The 16077-nt window shown below is 72.6% G+C and carries 13 protein-coding genes; 6 read left to right on the top strand and 7 right to left on the bottom strand.

Annotation, left to right across the window (positions count from 1 at the left end; translation table 11 throughout):
• Window positions 1–81 precede the first annotated feature (81 nt).
• The 3 genes from RZ84_RS32630 to RZ84_RS32620 all read right to left on the bottom strand — a co-directional run bounded on the left by RZ84_RS32630 (window position 82) and on the right by RZ84_RS32620 (window position 3642).
• Complete coding sequence (locus tag RZ84_RS32630) at window positions 82–1251, bottom strand: adenosine deaminase (RefSeq protein WP_043268062.1); 1170 nt, start codon at window positions 1249–1251, stop codon at window positions 82–84.
• A 66-nt stretch (window positions 1252–1317) separates the two neighbouring features.
• A complete protein-coding gene (locus RZ84_RS32625) occupies window positions 1318–2064 on the bottom strand; it encodes a GntR family transcriptional regulator (RefSeq protein ID WP_043268060.1) in 747 nt (248 codons plus the stop codon).
• Between the two features lie 201 nt (window positions 2065–2265).
• Entirely contained in the window at window positions 2266–3642 is a 1377-nt protein-coding gene (locus RZ84_RS32620) for an MFS transporter (protein ID WP_043268059.1), read from the bottom strand.
• Between the two features lie 166 nt (window positions 3643–3808).
• On the opposite strand from RZ84_RS32620, the gene RZ84_RS32615 reads away from it, so the two are divergent.
• From RZ84_RS32615 to RZ84_RS32600, 4 genes are all read left to right on the top strand, one after another.
• Complete coding sequence (locus RZ84_RS32615; RefSeq protein ID WP_043268058.1) at window positions 3809–4621, top strand: (Fe-S)-binding protein; 813 nt, start codon at window positions 3809–3811, stop codon at window positions 4619–4621.
• The gene (locus RZ84_RS32610; protein WP_043268057.1) at window positions 4618–6144 is read left to right on the top strand and encodes a lactate utilization protein B; all 1527 of its coding nucleotides are present in this window, start codon (window positions 4618–4620) and stop codon (window positions 6142–6144) included. Before RZ84_RS32615 ends, RZ84_RS32610 begins: the two co-directional genes overlap by 4 nt.
• A complete protein-coding gene (locus RZ84_RS32605; protein ID WP_043268056.1) occupies window positions 6141–6788 on the top strand; it encodes a LutC/YkgG family protein in 648 nt (215 codons plus the stop codon). The genes RZ84_RS32610 and RZ84_RS32605 overlap by 4 nt, the downstream gene beginning before the upstream one ends.
• 141 nt (window positions 6789–6929) lie before the next feature.
• Window positions 6930–8105 carry an SGNH/GDSL hydrolase family protein gene (locus RZ84_RS32600; RefSeq protein WP_043268055.1) on the top strand — a complete coding sequence of 392 codons (1176 nt, stop codon included), beginning with the start codon at window positions 6930–6932 and terminating at the stop codon, window positions 8103–8105.
• A gap of 58 nt (window positions 8106–8163) precedes the next feature.
• Here RZ84_RS32600 and RZ84_RS32595 read toward each other — a convergent pair whose 3' ends face one another.
• Window positions 8164–10008 (bottom strand): ABC transporter ATP-binding protein, encoded by a 1845-nt coding sequence (locus tag RZ84_RS32595; protein ID WP_043268054.1) that lies wholly within the window; start codon window positions 10006–10008, stop codon window positions 8164–8166.
• A gap of 97 nt (window positions 10009–10105) precedes the next feature.
• On the opposite strand from RZ84_RS32595, the gene RZ84_RS32590 reads away from it, so the two are divergent.
• Complete coding sequence (locus RZ84_RS32590) at window positions 10106–10570, top strand: MarR family winged helix-turn-helix transcriptional regulator (protein ID WP_043268053.1); 465 nt, start codon at window positions 10106–10108, stop codon at window positions 10568–10570.
• A 41-nt stretch (window positions 10571–10611) separates the two neighbouring features.
• Window positions 10612–13548 carry an FAD-binding and (Fe-S)-binding domain-containing protein gene (locus RZ84_RS32585; RefSeq protein WP_043268052.1) on the top strand — a complete coding sequence of 979 codons (2937 nt, stop codon included), beginning with the start codon at window positions 10612–10614 and terminating at the stop codon, window positions 13546–13548.
• Between the two features lie 47 nt (window positions 13549–13595).
• On the opposite strand, the gene RZ84_RS32580 is transcribed toward RZ84_RS32585, so the two are convergent.
• From RZ84_RS32580 to RZ84_RS32575, 3 genes are all read right to left on the bottom strand, one after another.
• Window positions 13596–14969 carry an alpha-amylase gene (locus RZ84_RS32580; RefSeq protein ID WP_043268051.1) on the bottom strand — a complete coding sequence of 458 codons (1374 nt, stop codon included), beginning with the start codon at window positions 14967–14969 and terminating at the stop codon, window positions 13596–13598.
• 134 nt (window positions 14970–15103) lie between these two features.
• On the bottom strand, window positions 15104–15448 hold the full coding sequence (locus tag RZ84_RS42550) for a helix-turn-helix domain-containing protein (protein WP_078894435.1): 345 nt from the start codon (window positions 15446–15448) through the stop codon (window positions 15104–15106).
• A gap of 88 nt (window positions 15449–15536) precedes the next feature.
• Window positions 15537–16077, bottom strand: a 541-nt coding sequence (locus tag RZ84_RS32575; RefSeq protein WP_043271524.1) for a lipoprotein, incomplete at its 5' end; no start/stop codon positions are given.

The following is a 16077-nucleotide window of genomic DNA, read 5'->3' as shown; positions in this document are numbered from 1 at the left end:
GGCGCGGCGATCCCGGACGGCCTGGACGGCCCGGACCGCTCCGGATCCCGGTCGGCGCCGGTCAGGCCGCCGCGGTCCCGGTCAGGCCGCCGCGGTGCCGGAGGTGTCCGGGATGGGGACCCGGCTGAGTTCCCCGGCGCGGAGCTTGGCGTATCCGGGGCGGATGACCTCGTTGAGGAGGGCGGTCCGCTCGTCGAAGGGCAGGAAGGCGGACTTCACCGCGTTGACCGTGAACTCCTCCAGCTCGGCTGCGCCGTAGCCGAAGGTGTCGCGCAGGTGCTGGAACTCCTGGGTCATCGTGGTGCCGCTGACCAGGCGGTTGTCGGTGTTGAGGCAGACGCGGAAGCCGAGCCGGCGGAGCAGGTCGACCGGGTGCTCCGGATAGCTGGTGGCGGCGCCGGTCTGGAGGTTGGAGGTCGGGCAGACCTCCAGGGCGATCCGCATGTCGCGCACGTAGGAGGCCAGGCGGCCCAGAGTGACCTGGCCGTCGGTGCCGATCGCGATGTCGTCGGTGATACGGACGCCGTGGCCGATGCGGTGGGCACCGCAGCGCAGCACCGCCTCGTGGATCGACTCCATGCCGACCGCCTCGCCGGCGTGCACCGTCACCCGGGCGCCCTGGCCGCGCAGGTAGTCGAAGGCCGCCGCGTGCCGGCTCGCGGGGTTGCCGACCTCGCCGCCCGCGATGTCGAAGCCGGCCACACCGCGGTCGCGGTGGGCGACGGCGAGCTCGGCTATCTCCAGGGCGCGGTCGGCGTGCCGCATGGCGCACAGCAGGGCGCCGACGCGGATGCGGTGGCCGGCCGCCGCCGCCCGGCGTTCGCCCTCGCGGAAGCCCGCGTTGACCGCGTCGACGACGTCGTCGAGGGTCAGGCCGCCCGCCAGGTGCTGCTCGGGGGCGTAGCGCACCTCGGCGTAGACGACGCCGTCGGCGGCCAGGTCCTCGGCGCACTCGGCGGCGATACGGAACAGCGCCTCGCCGGTCTGCATCACCGCGCAGGTGTGCGCGAAGGTCTCCAGGTAGCGCTCCAGGGAGCCGGAGTCCGCGGCGTCACGGAACCAGACGGCCAGCGCGGCGGGGTCGGTGGTCGGCAGGTCGCGGTAGCCGACGGCCTCGGCCAGCTCGATGATCGTCTCCGGACGGAGACCGCCGTCGAGGTGGTCGTGGAGCAGCACCTTGGGGGCGCGGCGGATCCGCTCACCGTCCAGAGGGTGGGCGGACTGCCGGGGGAACTTGTCAGACAACGTCATGGGGCGCGAGTATGACACGTCCCCGCCGTCGCGTCACCGAAGGGGTCATCGGGCCGCCGGACCCGTTCACCGCGCCTGCCACACCGGGAGGGCGGGCGCCCCTGGGGGCAGCATGTGCTTGGCGGCCAGGAGAGGGGTGCGGTCGAGCCGGACGACCTGGGTGACGAGGACTCCGGGGGTGTCGGCCGGGCGTCCCAGCTGCCGGCCGCGCTGCCGGCCGAGTGTGGTGGCCACGATGGTACTGCTGCCGGTCAGCGGCAGCCCGCGCCCGGCCGCCAGCAGCAGCCGCAGCATGGACGACGTGCGCCCCTCGGGCCCGTCGAACGCCGCGACGGCGTCCGGCAGCCGCTCCCCCACCGTCTCGTCCGCGGCCCATTCCTGGGTCAGGCAGGCGGGCATCCCGGCGACCTCGATCAGGCTCTCCCAGAAGCGCACCTCGCCGTTGGACGGCAGCACCAGATGCTGCGTGGAGAAGTCCGTCGGCTCCTCGGCGGTACGGGCCAGCGGCACGGTCACGGCCTGCCGCCCCTTCCCCAGCAGCTCTTCGACGGGCTTGAGGAACTCGAAGCCGCGCGGCGGGAGATGGTGGCTGACCGTGCGCCCCACCCCGCGCCGCACGGTGATCACGCCGTCCTCCTGGAGCAGGATCAGCGCCTCGCGCAGGGCGGGGCGGCTCACGCCCAGTTCGGCGGCGAGCCGGGGCTCGGTCGGGAGGGCGGAGCCGGGCGGGTAGGTGCCCGCGCGGACCGCCTCGACCATCCGCTCGTAGAGCGCGACGACCGGGCGCCGTCCCTGGGTTTGTCTGCCGGCCATATCCGTCTCCCGGGTCCGTGGTCAGACAGCCGCGCGCCGTCCGCGTGCCGCCTGCCGCCGTGCCGCACGGGTCGCACCCCGCGCGCAGGGCAGTTTCCCACCGACGGTGCGGTGTGGGCCAGCACGAACGGGCTCCTTGTCCGAGAGCTTGGTCCGGCTGCCTTGTCTGACAGGTTGTCTGACAAGGCTTGCGTTCGCGGGCTACTTCTCCAGTTCCCGGTGCGCGGTCTCCGGCAGCGTCAGGTAGACGCCGAAGGAGATCAGGCAGAGCACGGCGACGTACCAGGGGAAGAGGTCCGGGTGGCCGGCCTGCTTGAACCAGGTGCCGACGTACGGGGCGGTGCCGCCGAAGAGGGCGACCGTGAGGGAGTACGGGAAGCCGATGCCGGCGGCGCGTACCCGGGCGGGGAAGACCTCGGCGTTCACCGCGGCGGCGACCGCGGTGTAGCCGGTGAGCAGGACCATGCCCGCGCACTGCACCAGCAGGAGGGAGAGGAAGGCGTCGGTGACCAGGTGCAGCAGCGGAACGGCCAGCACGGCGAAGCCGAGGGCGAAGGCGAGCAGCAGCGGTTTGCGGCCGATGCGGTCCGCGAGCATGCCGCCGAGCGGCTGGAGCAGGGCGAAGAAGACGAGCGAGAGGGTGCCGACGGTGAGCGAATCGCCCTTGTCGAAGCCGGCGTTGACCTGGGCGTAGGTGGGGAGGTACGTGGTCCAGGTGTAGTACGCGAGGGTGCCGCCGGCGGTGATGCCGCAGATGAGGAGCGACTGGCGGGGGTAACGGCGCAGGCCCTCGAAGAGGCCGGGGCGGTCGGCCCGTGGCACGGCGGCCGGGGTCTCCGCTGTGCTCGCGGCCCCGCCCGCGCGGGCGGACGGCGGAGTGGGAGAGGAGCTGTGCGCTGCGGACAGGGTCTCCTGGGCGCCGCTCCGGATCCAGAGTCCGATCAGGCTCAGCAGGGCGCCGCCGAGGAAGGCGGCCCGCCAGCCCCACTGCCCCATCTGGCGCTCGGTGAGCAGTCCGGCGAGCAGCGCCCCGGTCCCGGAGGCGAGCAGCTGGCCGAGGGTCGTGGAGACGTACTGGAAGCTGGAGAACAGCCCTCGCCGGCCCGGACCGGCGGATTCGACGAGGAAGGTGGTGGAGGCGGCGAACTCCCCGCCCACCGACAGACCTTGGACGAGGCGGGCGATGACCAGTACGACCGGGGCGAGCACGCCGGTGGCCGCGTAGGTGGGGGTGAGCGCGACCAGCAGGCTGGCGCCGCCCATCAGCAGGATCGTCAGGGTCAGCGCGGCCCGCCGGCCGCGTCGGTCGGCGACCGCGCCCATCACCAGTCCGCCGACCGGCCGCATGAAGAAGCCGACGGCGAAGACCGCGAAGGTCGACAGCAGCGGCACCAGGGAGTTGCCGGCCTCCTTGGGGAAGACCTGGTCGGCGAAGTAGACGGCCAGGAAGGAGTAGGCGTACCAGTCGTACCACTCGACGGCGTTGCCGATGGAGGCGGCGGCCAGCTGACGCAACGGCGACGGCGAGCGGTCGCCGCTGGGCGCCCGCTCCTCGGCTATCGGCTGTGCACGGGACATGGTCCTCCGCTCCGGTTCTTCTCCTGGGCCTGCCGCTGGGGCAGGATGATCCGACACGTGATCATGTACCGGTGAGGCGGGCGACCGCCAGGGGATTCGGCGGAGGGCAAGGCGGCCGAAACACCGCCGCAAGAAAACGGCACACTGACGGCAAGGAGATCGCAACGTGCGGGTAGCACTGTTCGTCACCTGCATCAATGACACGCTCTATCCGCGAACCGGGCGGGCGGTGGTGACGCTGCTGGAGCGGCTGGGCGTCGAGGTGGACTTTCCCGACGCGCAGAGCTGCTGCGGGCAGCCCCAGTTCAACACCGGCTACCGGCATGCCACCGAGCCGCTGGTGCGCCGCTTCGACCGGGCGTTCCGGGACTACGAGTACGTGGTCACGCCGTCCGGTTCCTGTGCCGCGATGGTGCGCGACAACTATCCGCGGATCGGGGCGAAGGCGGCGGCCGAGGGGCACGGCCGGGAGCTGGCCGACGCGGCGGCGCGGGCCGTGCCCAAGACGTACGAGCTCACCGAATTCCTGGTGGACGTCCTGAAGGTGACGGATGTGGGCGCGTACTACCCGCACACCGTCACCTATCACCCCACCTGTCACGGTCTGCGCATGCTGGGGCTGGGCGACCGGCCGCGGCGGCTGCTGGAGCACGTCAGGGGGCTGGAGCTGCGGGAGTTGCCGGGTGCCGAGGAGTGCTGCGGGTTCGGCGGCACCTTCGCGGTGAAGAATCCGGCGGTGTCGGCGGCGATGGGGGCCGACAAGGTCCGGGCGGTGGCCCGGACCGGTGCCTCGGCGGTCTGCACGGTCGACAACTCCTGTCTGCTGCACATCGGGGGCACGCTGGCGCGGCAGGGCTCGCGGGTGCGTCCGGTGCACATCGCGGAGATCCTGGCCGGTACGAAGGACGGTACGGAGGACGATGCGCCGGGCGGTGCCGTCGCGGATGCGGCCGGCGGCGCGGAGGGGGGCGTGCGATGAGCGGCAGCTATCTCGGGATGCCGGCGTTCCCCCGGGCCGCCGCGGTCTCCACCCGCGACGGCCGGCTACGGGCCAATCTCACCCATGCCACCCACACCATCCGCGACAAGCGGGCCAGGGCCGTCGCCGAGCTGGACGACTGGGCGCAGCTGCGGGCCGCGGGCGCCGCGGTGAAGGACCGGACGCTCCGTCATCTCGACCACTACCTGGAGCTGTTGGAGGAGTCGGTGACCGCCGCGGGTGGCCGGGTGCACTGGGCGACGGACGCCGAGGAGGCCAACCGGATCGTGACGCGGCTGGTGCGGGAGACCGGTGAGCGCGAGGTCGTCAAGGTCAAGTCGATGGCCACACAGGAGATCGGGCTGAACGAGGCGCTGGCCGAGGCCGGTATCCGGGCGTACGAGACGGATCTGGCCGAGCTGATCGTGCAGCTCGGGGACGATCTGCCGTCGCACATCCTGGTTCCGGCGATCCATCGCAACCGCTCCGAGATCCGGGACATCTTCCGCCGGGAGATGGGGAGTTGGGGACGTCCGGCGCCGGAGGGGCTGTCCGACTCCCCCGCCGAGCTGGCCGAGGCGGCCCGGCTGCACCTGCGGGAGAAGTTCCTGACCGCGAAGGTGGGGATCTCCGGTGCCAACTTCATGGTCGCCGAGTCCGGCACGCTGGTGGTCGTCGAGTCCGAGGGCAACGGCCGGATGTGCCTGACGCTGCCGGAGACGCTGATCTCCGTCGTCGGCATCGAGAAGACCGTGCCGACCTGGCAGGATCTGGAGATCTTCCTCCAGCTGCTGCCCCGCTCCTCGACGGCCGAGCGGATGAACCCGTACACCACGACGTGGACGGGGACCACGGACGGCGACGGGCCCCGGACCTTCCATCTCGTGCTGCTCGACAACGGGCGGACCGACACCCTCGCCGACACCGTGGGGCGGCAGGCGCTGCGCTGCATCCGCTGCTCGGCCTGCCTGAACGTCTGCCCGGTGTACGAGCGGGCCGGCGGGCATGCGTACGGTTCCCCGTATCCGGGCCCGATCGGGGCCATCCTCACCCCCCAACTGCGCGGTACCGAGGGCTCGTTGGAGGCGTCGCTGCCGTACGCCTCGTCGCTGTGCGGGGCGTGTTACGAGGTGTGTCCGGTCGCCATCGACATCCCCGAGGTCCTGGTGCATCTGCGGGAGCGGGTGGTGGAGGGCGGACCGGTCACCCGGCGCGGCACCCGCACCGTCCTCAAGCCGGCCAGGGGCCATGCCGCGGAGCGGGCCGCGATGCGGGCCGCGGCCTGGGCGTTCGACCATCCCGGCGCGCTGCGCGGCGGGATGCGGCTGGCCTCGCGTACCCGGCGGCTGCATCCGCGGCGGCTGCCGGGGCCGGGGCGGGCCTGGTCCGACAGCCGTGAGCTGCCGGCGGTGCCGGCCGAGTCGTTCCGCGACTGGTGGCGGCGCACTCGTGGCGAGCGGCGCCCTGACAAGGCGTCGGGAGACCACGGCGCGTCCGGAGAGCAGCGGGGAGGCGCCAAGTGAGCGGCAGGGACGTGGTGTTGGCGCGGATCCGCCGGGCGCTGGCCGATGTGCCGCGCGGTGAGGGGCCGAGCGATCCGCCGGTTGCCCGCGACTACCTGCGGGTGCACGGCTCGCGTACGGCCGGGCAGACCGTCGAGCTGCTCGCCGGGAATCTCGCGGAATACCGTGCGATCGTGCACCGCAGCGGCCCGGATGGGCTGCCGGCACTGATCGGCCGGCTGCTGGCGGAGCGCGGGGCGCGGTCGGTGGTGGTGCCGCCGGGGCTGGAGCCGGGGTGGCTGGCCGCGGCCGAGGTGACGCGGGTGCCCGATCTGCCGTCGGCCACGGCGCGTGAACTGGACGCCGTGGACAGTGTGGTGACGGGGTGTGCGCTGGCGATCGCGGAGACCGGAACCATCGTGCTGGACGCCGGGCCCGACCAGGGGCGGCGCCGGATCACCCTGGTCCCCGACCATCACATCTGCGTCGTGCGCGTCCCCGGCCAGGTCGTCGGCTCGGTCCCCGAGGCGCTGCCGCGGCTGGCCCCGGACCGCCCGCTGACCTGGATCTCCGGGCCGTCGGCGACCAGCGACATCGAACTGGACCGGGTGGAGGGGGTGCACGGTCCGCGGACGCTGGAGGTGGTCCTGCTGGCGGCGGACTGACGGCTGCGGCGCGGAGGGTGACCCTCGCGTTGGTAGGCATCCGCTGCGTACCACACGGAGGTGTCTGGGCCGCCCCCGCGCCGGCCGCCAGACTCCTGGTCATCGCCACCGGGCGACCGACCGAGAGGCAGGCAGCACACCATGAGCAGCGTCAACTCCCTTGATTGGCAGGCCGGTTGGTCCGCGTCCATGCAGCGTCCCAGTGCGGGGTTCGACAAGAACTGGGCCGAGGAGGGGTTCGCGGACCAGACCGTACGGCAGGTCGTACGGGTCACCGGGGCGGGGACCTCGGCCCGGATCAAGCTCTCCAACCGCTACGGGACCGCGCCGCTGGAGGTGTCCGGCGGGTGGCTCGCGCGGACGGACCGGGGGCCGGCGGTGCACGGCGGTACCGGCCGCCGGCTCACCTTCGGCGGGGCGGATTCGGTACGGATCCCGGCGGGCGGCGAGGTGCACAGCGATGCGGTGGAGCTGCGAGTGGCGGCCTTCGACGCGCTGACCGTGTCCCTGTATTTCGCCCGGCCGACCGGCCCGGCGACCTTCCACGCGCAGGCGTTCGCCACCTCCTACCGGGCGGCGGGCGAGCAGTTGGGGGAGGTGGATCCGGCGGTCTTCGGTGAGACGACGGTGTCGTGGTACTACCTCGCCGCCGTGGAACTGGCCGGCGGCGGGGCGGCGCGGCGGGACACCGTCGTGGCGTTCGGCGACTCGATCACCGACGGCTTCGGGTCGACGGTCGACGGCAATGCGCGCTACCCGGACGCGCTGGCCGAGCGGCTGGCCGCCGTGGGCACCCCGCGCCCGGTGCTCAACCACGGCATCGGCGGGAATCTGCTGCTGCACGACTCGGCGTGGTACGGCGACCGGGCCGGGGAGCGGTTCGGGCGGGATGTGCTGGAGCAGCCGGGCGTGCGGTCCGTCGTCGTGCTGGTGGGCCTCAACGACATCGGGTTCAGCGAGGTCGACCTGCCGACGTACCAGCCCGCTCCGGACCTCTCGGCCGGTCAACTCATCGCCGGGTACCAGGAGTTGATCGACCGGGCGCGGGCGGCCGGAGTGCGGGTCACCGGGGCGACCATCACACCGTTCAAGGGGTCGGAGTACCACACCCCGACCGCCGAGGCGAAGCGCCGGGAGGTCAACGCGTGGATCCGCACCTCGGGCGCGTTCGATGCGGTGGCGGACTTCGCGGCGGTGCTGGCCGATCCGGCGGACGCGGCGGCGCTGGCGCCCGGTTACGACGGCGGGGACCGCAAGCACCCGAACGACGCGGGGTACCGGGCGATGGCGGCGGCGGTCGATCTCACGGCGCTCTGATCGCCGGGCGCGGCGGCGCCGGGTCGGGGTGCGCACCGCCGGCCCGGCGTCCCGCCGGTCACACCAGCATGCCCGCGGCGTGCCCGTCGTCCGCCGCCCCGTCGCCGTCCGCCGGCACGTGGTGCGCATCGCGCCGCAGCAGCGCCGCATAACGCCCGTTGGCGGCCAGCAGCTCGTCGTGGGTGCCGCGTTCGGCGATCCGGCCGGCGTCCAGGACGACGATCTGGTCGGCGTCGCGGATGGTGGAGAGGCGGTGCGCGATGGTGACCGTGGTGCGGCCCTCGGAGAGGGCGTCGATGGCCTGCTGGACGGCGTGTTCGGTGCGGGTGTCCAGGGCGCTGGTCGCCTCGTCCAGGACGAGGACCGGCGGGTCGCGCAGGATGGTGCGGGCGAGTGCGATGCGCTGCTTCTCACCGCCGGAGAAGCGGTAGCCGCGCTCGCCGACGAGGGTGTCGTAGCCGTCCGGGAGGGCCGCGATGTGGTCGTGGATCTGGGCGGCCCGGGCGGCGCGTTCGATCTCCTCATCGGTGGCGTCGGGCTTGGCGAACCGGAGGTTGTCGGCGACCGAGGCGTGGAAGAGGTAGGTCTCCTGGGCGACCACGCCGACCGAGCGGGCGAGGGTGGCGAAGCCGAGGTCGCGGACGTCGGTGCCGTCGAGGGTGACCCGGCCCCCGGTCACGTCGTAGAGGCGGGGGACGAGGTAGCTCAGGGTGCTCTTGCCGCTGCCGGTGGGGCCGACGACGGCGAGGCTGCCGCCCGCCGGGATCGTCAGGTCGATGCCGTCCAGGGTGGGCGCGGCTTCGGGGTCGTAGCCGAACCGCACGTTCTCGAAGCGGATTTCACCGCGCGGGGCGGGCAGCTGTACGGGGTCGGCGGGCTCGGTGATGGCGACCGGCAGGTCCAGGTACTCGAAGATGCGCTGGAAGAGTGCCAGCGAGGTCTGCATGTCGACGCCGGTGGACAGCAGCGAGACGGTGGGGCGCAGCAGGCCCTGCTGGAGGGCCACGAAGGCGACCAGGGTGCCGATGGAGAAGACCGGGCCGCCGAGCTGGAGGACGATCCCGGCCGCCCAGTAGATGAGCGCGGGCATGGCGGCCATGACGATGCCGATGGTGGCCATCCGCCAGCGGCCGGCCATGTTGGCGCGGACCTCCAGGCCGACCAGGCGCTCGGATTCCTCGGCGAAGTTCCTGGTGAGCGAGTCGGCGCGGCCCATGGTGCGGCCGAGCAGGATGCCGCTGACGGAGAGGGATTCGGTGACCATCGCGGACATCGACGCCAGCTGCTTCTGCCGCTGGGTGGTGATCTTCTTGCGTTCGTTGCCGACCCGGCGGCTGATCCAGACGAAGACCGGGAGCAGGAGGAGCGAGACGACGGTCAGCCGCCAGTCGAGGGCGACCATGGCGACGACGGTGGCGACGACGGAGGTCAGGTTGGAGACCAGGGACGTCGCGGTGGAGGTGACGGTGGCCTGCATGCCGCCGATGTCGTTGGCGATCCGGGACTGGACCTCGCCGGTGCGGGTGCGGGTGAAGAAGGCCAGCGGCATCCGCTGGAGCTTGGCGTAGACGGCGGTGCGCAGATCGTGCATCACGCGCTGGCCGACGGTGGTGGATATCAGGGTCTGCAGCACGCCGAAGACGCTGGTGGTCACGGCGGTGGCGATCATACCGAGGGCGAGCAGGGACAGCAGTCCGGTGCGCCGCCCGGGGATGGCGACGTCCAGGATCTCCCTGAGGAGGAACGGGGACGCCACCGAGACCAGGGACGAGGCGGCGACCAGCAGGCCGACGAGGGCGAGCCGGGCGCGGTAGGGGCGGAAGAGGGCGAGGATCCGCCGCAGGGGGACCGGGGCGTCCGGGTCCTTGGGCGGTGCGGTCCATTGGGGTTCGTCGTGGCGCATGGGCTCCTTCGAGGATGCGTACCGGAAAGGGACAACGCGGAGCCTAGCTCATTGTTACCTATACTCACAATGAATCAGGTCCTGCTATTCTCGGGTCATGCCCTCGCCTTCCCCCGCACCGTTCGCCGGCAGCGGGAACCTCGCCGAACAGCTGGTCCGGCTGACCCGCCGGATGCACCGCGCCCAGAAGCGCCATCTGGAGCAGCTGGACATCGCCTTCACCCCGGCCCAGTCCCGGCTGCTGCGGATCGTGGACCACTACCACGGCACCCCGCCGCGGATGGCCGACCTCGCCGAACGCCTGGAGGTGGTACCGCGCGCGGTGACGACGCTGGTGGACGCGCTGGAGGCGAACGGTTCGGTGCGCCGGGTCCCGGATCCGGCCAACCGGCGGGTGGTGCGGATCGAGCTCACCGACACCGGGCGCAGGGCGCTCCGCGCGTTGCGCAGTGCCCGGCGGGCCGCGGCGGAGGAGATCCTGGCCCCACTGACCGCCGAGCAGCGCGAGGTGTTCGGCGACCTGCTGTCGGCTCTGGTCGACGGGCCGGGTGGGCATCACTGACCCGAGCACCACGGCAGCGCCGCCTCACCGGAGGAGTGACCGTGCCCCTGCTGGAGCCCCGCCCCCACGCCCTGCGCCCCACGGCCACCACCGGGCCGGCGCCCGACCGGGTGCCCGACCGGCTGGCCGCGGGCACCCCCGAGCCGCTGCGCGCCGACCTCGTCGCGCTGCTCGGCCCGGACAAGGTGCTGCACGAGGTCTCCGACCTGGTCCGCTACGCCTCCGACGCCAGCCCGTACCGCTTCGTCCCGCAGGTCGTGGTGCTCGCCGAGGACGTCGACGACATCTCCGCGGTGTTCTCCTACGCCCACGGCAAGGGCCGCAACGTCGTCTTCCGGGCCGCCGGAACGTCCCTCAACGGCCAGGCGCAGGGCGAGGACATCCTCGTCGACGTACGCCGCCACTGGGCCGGGATCGAGGTCCTCGACGACGGCGCCCGCGCCCGCATCCGGCCCGGCACGACGGTGCTGCGGGCCAACGCCGCGCTCGCCCGCCACGGCCGGCTGCTCGGTCCCGACCCGGCCAGCGCGATCGCCTGCACCCTCGGCGGGGTGGTCGCCAACAACGCCTCCGGGATGACCGCCGGCACCACCCGCAACTCCTACCGGACGCTCGCCTCGCTCACCCTCGTCCTGCCGTCCGGCACCGTCGTCGACACCGCCGGCCCGGACGCGGACACCGAGCTGGCACGCGCCGAACCGGCGCTCTGCGCGGGGCTGCTGGCGCTCAAGGCGGAGATCGAGGCGGACCCCGGGCTGGTGGCGCGGATCCGCGCCAAGTACCGGATCAAGAACACCAACGGCTACCGGCTGGACGCCTTCCTCGACGGCGGCACGCCGGTAGAGATCCTGCGCGGGCTGATGGTCGGCTCCGAGGGCACGCTCGGCTTCATCGCCGAGACGGTCTTCGACACCCTGCCGCTGGACCGGCACACCACCACCGTGCTCCTCTTCTTCCCCACCCTCGCCTGCGCTGCCGCCGCCGTACCGCGCTTCAACGAGGCGGGCGCGCGGGCCGTGGAGCTGATGGACGGCAACACCCTGCGCGCCTCGGTGAGCGTGGCCGGGGTGCCCGCCGACTGGGCGGAGCTGCCGAAGGAGACCACCGCGCTGCTGGTCGAGTTCCGGGCGCCGGACGAGGCCGCACAGCAGGCGTACGAGAGGACCGCGGCACGGCTGCTGGACGGGCTGGAGCTGGTCGCGCCGGTCGCCTCCGTCACCAACACCTTCACCCGGGACCCGGCGGCCATCGGCGGCTACTGGAAGGCCCGCCGGGCGTTCGTCACTGCGGTCGGCGGATCCCGGCCGTCCGGTACCACACTGATCACGGAGGACTTCGCGGTGCCGCCGGACCGGCTCGCCGACGCCTGCACGGCGCTCCTGGAGCTCCAGGCCCGGCACGGCTTCGACGCGGCGGTCGCCGGCCACGCCGCCCACGGCAACCTGCACTTCCTGCTCGCCTTCGACGCTGCCGACCCGGACGACGTGGCCCGCTACGCCGCCTTCATGGACGACTTCTGCCGGCTGACCGTCGGCCGCTTCGACGGCTCGCTCAAGGCCGAGCACGCCACCGGCCGCAACATCGCGCCATTCCTGGAGCTCGAATGGGGGCCGCGGGCAACGGAGTTGATGTGGCGGATCAAGCAGACCGTGGACCCGCACGGCATCCTGGCCCCGCGCATCCTCCTGGACCGCGATCCGCGGGCGCACCTGCGCGGGCTGAAGACCATCCCGCAGGTCGAGGCCATCGCCGACCCGTGCATCGAGTGCGGCTTCTGCGAGCCGACCTGCCCCAGCAAGGACCTGACCACCACACCCCGCCAACGCATCGTGCTGCGCCGCGAGATGCTGCGCCAGCCGCCCGGCTCCGCCGTCGGCGAGGCGCTGCTCGACGCGTACGGCTACGCCGCGGTGGACACCTGCGCCGGCGACTCCACCTGCGAACTGGCCTGCCCGGTGGGCATCGACACCGGTGCGCTGATGAGGGACTTCCGGCATCTGCGGCACTCGCCGCGCGAGGAGTGGCTGGCCGAGCGGACCGCGCGGCGGTTCGCGGCCGTGGAGCGGGCCGCGCGGCTGGCGGTGGCCGCCGCGGACCGGATCGGCGACCGGCTGCTGACGTCGGTGACCGGGGCCGCCCGCAAGGCCGTTCGCCCCGATCTGGTACCCGAGTGGTTGCCGCAGATCCCGGGGGCCGCGGCCCGCAAGCTGCCCGGCACACAGCGGGCGGGCGCGGCGGCCGTGTACTACCCGGCATGTGTGAACCGGATCTTCGGCGAGCCGGCCGGCTACCGTGGGCCTTCGCTGCCCGAGGCGGTGGTGGCGGTGTCCCGGCGGGCCGGCCGCCCGGTGTGGATCCCCCCGGACGTCACCGGCACCTGCTGCGCCACGATCTGGCACTCCAAGGGCTACCAGCGCGGCAACCGCGTCATGGCACAGCGCATCGTCGAGGCGGCCTGGGGGTGGACGGCCGGTGGGGAACTGCCGCTGATCGTCGACGCCTCCTCCTGCACCCTCGGCATCGCCCGCGAGGTCGTGCCGTACCTGACGCCGTTCCACCGCGCCCTGCACGCCGAGCTGACGGTGATCGACTCGCTCGTCTGGGCCGCCGACGAACTCCTCCCCCGTCTCGACATCCACCGCGCCCTCGGCTCCGCGGTCCTCCACCCCACCTGCTCCATGCGGCACCTGGGCGACGAGGACCGGCTCCGGCAGGTCGCCGAGGCGTGCGCGCGCGAGGTGGTGGTGCCGGACGACGCGGGCTGCTGCGCGTTCGCCGGCGACCGCGGCATGCTGCACCGGGAACTGACCGAGTCGGCGACGGCGAAGGAAGCCGCCGAGGTCACCGCCCGCCGTTTCGACGCGCACCTCTCCGCGAACCGGATGTGCGAAATCGGTATGGACCACGCCACGGAGGGCCGAGGCTACTACTCGGCCCTCCTGGCACTGGAACGCGCGACGCGCCCCGGCCCGGCCTGAGCTAACTCCCCGTCGGACTCGGGGAGTTACACCGGCCCCGGCGCAGGTCAGCGCGTGATGTGCAGCGCCACGGCGCTCCTGGCGGGGACGGTGATCTGCGCCTTGCCGTCCGCGCCCACGGTGACCGTGTGCCCGTCGCACGAGGCGGGCGCCGCGGCCACGACATTGCAGTACGTGCCGCCCGGCAGCGAGGTGGCGAAGGTCCGGTGCAGTTCGCCGTCACCGTTGTTGATGACGACGAATCCCGCCTTGCCCCGGCCGAAGGCGATCGCACCGCCCCCGTTGTCCCACCAGTCCGTCAGCTCCGCCGAGCCCACCGCGTTGCGGAATCCGACCATGCCGGTGATCTCCTGCTTGGCGTGCTCGTTGGTCCAGCCGCTGCTGCCGGAGGCCGGCGGGCCCGCGTCCTTGTCGGTCCACGCGTACCCGGAATAGACGTTGGGCGAACCGTAGGGCGACGCGAGCATGAAGACACTGGCGAGGGTATGGACCGCGCCGTCCTTGTACGTCAGCGTGGAGCCGTTGCGCTCGGTGTCCCAGTTGTCGACGAAGGTACGGGCCTTGTCGCCGCCGAGCTTGCCGTCCGCGACGGACTTGAGCTGAGCGATGTTGCCGCTCTGGAAAGCGCTCTTGAGGTGGGTGCCGTAGCGGAATTCGTCGACATCGCCGATTCCGGTGTACTCGTCGGGCTGGACGGCCTCGCCGGCGCCGTAGACGACCTCCTGCACCCAGTATCCGGGGTCCTTCATCTTGCCCTTGATGGCGGCGAGATCGGTGGCGGAGATGTGTTTGGCGGCGTCCACCCGGAATCCGTCCACGCCCAGCGACCGCAGATCGTCGAGGTATTTCGCGATGGTGGTGCGGACGTAGTCGCTTCCGGTGTCGAGATCGGCCAGGCCGACCAGTTCGCAGTCCTGGACGTCATTGCGGTCGGCGTAGTCGGAGATGGGTTTGCGGCAGCTGTGGAAGTCCTGGTCCTGGTAGTAGCCGGGGTAGTTGTACTTGGTGTAGTGGGTGCCTCCGGTGCCCGTACCGGACCCCGCCGACATGTGGTTGATGACGGCGTCGGCGAGGACCTTGACGCCCGCACTGTGGCAGGCGCTGACCATGGAGGCGAAGGCGCCGCGGTCGCCCAGCCGGCCGGCGATCTTGTAGCTGACGGGCTGGTACGACGTCCACCACTGGTCGCCCTGGATGTGCTCGGAGGCGGGCGAGACCTCGACGTAGCCGTAGCCGGCCGGCCCCAGTTGGTCGGCGCAGGCCCGGGCGACGTCCGTGTACTTCCACTCGAAGAGGGTGGCCGTGACGGTCTTGTCGCCGGGTGGGGTGGCCTGCGAGGACCAGGGGGCGAAGGTGGCGAGGCCGACCGCGGCCAGCAGGCCGGCCAGCGTCCCGCCCAGCACACGGGAACGTTGCTGCATCTTGCGGCTCCTTCGTCATGGGGCACGGCGTACCGCGCCCACGAGAGCAGCCACGCGCCAGGCCGCCATGGGGGGTTCCGCTTCGGAGACTGCCGTTCCGTGCGTGGACACGTCAAGGTTTCAAGCAAGGGTTTTCAGTGTCTTGCGAAAGGCGGTGGCGGGGGCCGGTGGGGCGGCGCGGCGGAGCGTTCCCGTCCGGTCGCGGACCGCACACACCTCGCGGCGGAAAGCCCAACTGTGCACACCAGGAGTCCGATTGGCCTTCTTGCGCCCCAACCCGCCCGACGGCCGGGGCCGCACGGCGGTCCCGGCCGCTCGGACAACTCGCCGGACGTGCGGAACGGCAGCCCGGCGACGCGGGCCGTCCCCCGAGCACGAAGCGCGTCGCTGAAGACCACCCGCGCACGCCCGAACGCCCTGGCAAGTGCGGCACGCCGAGGCCCGTTCGGGTACCGGCGGAACGCATACCGAAGGTGCATGGCGGCACTCCAACGCGGCGGACCGACCGCGCCGGCAGATCGCTCGACCGCCCCGTACGCGGGCCCTGCCACCCCCGAACGCCGGCCTTCAGGACGACAGGTGGCCCCTGTCCCCCATCACCACAACGGGGTGCCGGGCCGGATCAAGAGCCCGCAGCAGCGCCGTCATCGCGGGCTTCGCCACCGTCACACAGGCCGAGGTCCCGGTCCCGTGATCCAGGTGCAGCCACACTCCGCCGCCCCTGGACCGCCCCAGAGGGCGGGTCGGGTCCAAGGGGGACCTCCCCGGGACCCGGTTGTAGTCGATCGCCACCACGTAGTCGAAGTCATGGCGGGTGTTCTCGGACCAGTACGACGGCGGGGTGAACGCCGCCGAGTGTGTATAGGGCAGCCCGGCGCCCGGATCGGCGAGCACTCCCCCGGCGTCGGTCAGCGAGAACACCCCGACGGGGCTGCGCTGATCGCCCTCGTGATGGTCCGCCGTCCAGCCGCGGCGCCCGTTGTGCGCGGGCCAACTCCCCTTGCGCTCCCACCCGTTGACGTCCCTGTCGTACAGCACCACGGTGGCGTCGGGGGAGTTGGGCCCCTTGCCGTAGACCGCTACGACCTGGCGGGCACCGGCCGGGATC

This window comes from Streptomyces sp. CT34 (assembly GCF_000805335.1).
In the GTDB taxonomy this organism is placed as follows: domain Bacteria; phylum Actinomycetota; class Actinomycetes; order Streptomycetales; family Streptomycetaceae; genus Streptomyces.
The sequence above is the reverse complement of the archived record's forward strand: the minus strand, read 5'-3'. Positions and strand labels throughout refer to the sequence as shown.